The 1843-nt window shown below is 61.5% G+C and carries 1 protein-coding gene; it reads left to right on the forward strand.

The annotated features are described in order from the left end of the window. The first annotated feature begins 159 nt into the window (after positions 1-159). Complete coding sequence (locus tag FYJ79_RS12320) at positions 160-1521, forward strand: IS1380 family transposase (RefSeq protein WP_016915294.1); 1362 nt, start codon at positions 160-162, stop codon at positions 1519-1521. The last annotated feature ends 322 nt before the right edge of the window (positions 1522-1843 follow it).

Raw genomic sequence — 1843 nt, forward strand, 5'->3', positions numbered from 1 at the left:
CGCCAAGTTTTTGGCGTCTTCGAAACACTCGAAATACAAAGTTGTCATGCGTCACCAGAAGGTAATACCTGAATCCGTGAGACCGGCCCCCGGAAGCACTTCTAACCCACTGACCTGCATGGCAATATAGCCATTATCGCCATTCACCCAGACAGTGCCATGCCCAACATAAAGTTCCGCGCCAGTCGCCGCACCCTCACCAGCCACGCCGGGCTGTCCATCATCGGGCAATGCTTCGAGATCGCTGGCGTCGACAGCATCGACAGCCGCTTCCCCACCACGCTGGGCATGCGCACCAGTGACGTGATCAAGAGCTACCTGGGCCTGCTGTGTCTGGGCATGAGCGACTATGACGCTGTCGAGAACTTCCGCCGCGACAAGCCCTTCCAACAACTGCTGACCCTGCAGAAGGTGCCGAGCGCGGCGACGCTGCGACAGCGGCTGGAGAAACTTGCCGCCAACGACCTGCAGGCGCGCACCGCCACCTGGTCCACGACCCTGCTGTCACTGATCGAAGCACCGATCACCGCCGAGACGACGCACGTCTGCCTGGACATCGACACCTTCGTCATGGACAACAGCAACTCGAAGAAGGAAGGCGTCTCGCGGACCTACCAGAAGGTCGATGGCTACACCCCGATCGCCGCCTATCTGGGCAACGAAGGGTGGTGCCTGGGTCTGGAACTGCGGCCTGGCAAGCAGCACACCATGAAGGAGAGCAACGCCTTCCTGGAGCGGGTACTGCCTCGCGCCCAATGCCTGACCAGGCAACCGATCCTGTTACGCGAGGACAGCGGCTTCGACAGCCAGGCGCACCTGGCGCTTCTCGAACAGCAACGCCAGGTCTTTGCCGACGAGGGGCGCCGGCTCGACTATGTCGTCAAATGGAACCCGCGCGGCTCGGCCACGGCTGATCGAGATACCTGGCTGGCGGTGGCGGCGGACTACTGGGAAGAGCTGCGTCCTGGCAAGCGCCAGGCGCTGTGGCCGCAGACCGTCTCGATCCACGACGACAACAAGACCGAATACGTCGTCCAACGCGTGATGCGCCTGGTAGAGCGCACCGCCGATCGCGATGGCCAGTTGCTGCTCGAACCGGACTATGAGTTGGAAGGCTGGTGGACCAGCCTGGACGAGGCGCCGGAGGCGGTGATCAAGCGCTACCAGGCGCATGCCACCCATGAGCAGTTTCACAGCGAGATCAAGACCGATCTCGACCTGGAGCGCTTGCCGTCCGGCAAGTTCGCCACCAACGATCTGATCCTGCATCTCGCCCAGTTGGCCTACAACATCCTGCGCCTGATGGGACAGCTAGGCATGACCGGCGAGCTGAGCCCGGTTCGCCACCCGGCCAAGCGGCGCCGGCTGCGCACCGTGCTACAAGAGTTGGTGCACCGTGCGGCTCTCGTGATTCACAAGGCACGGCAGATCATCCTCGACGTCGGGCAGGATATCGGGCGCATGACGGTGCTCAAGACGCTGCGGAGCCGACTGCGTTATCCACGAGGAACGCCATGCTGACCGTCAATCGGCGACACTCTATCCACAAGCAGTTCCAAGCGACACGCGATCGCCAGATATGTCGTGCCTGGCGGGTGGAAAGGCATGACAAAACGGGCCGTCAGCACCGATCAGCACGGTGGGTTTTGGCAATAACGGGCTTGCGAAAGCCAACTTGCACGGGGCGAATGATCAAAAAGTGCTCGCTGGCGGTGATAGGGAAAGTGTCGGCGCCGGCTTCACGGATTCAGGTAATAGCCTCTGGGAGGTGCCGTTTGCCTTGGAGCGCAATTGTTCTTGAAGGCGCTCTAACGCGCTCCTGGTTTCACTGCTGACAGAGTTG

Source organism: Sharpea porci (genome assembly GCF_009695655.1).
GTDB lineage: Bacteria > Bacillota_I > Bacilli_A > Erysipelotrichales > Coprobacillaceae > Sharpea > Sharpea porci.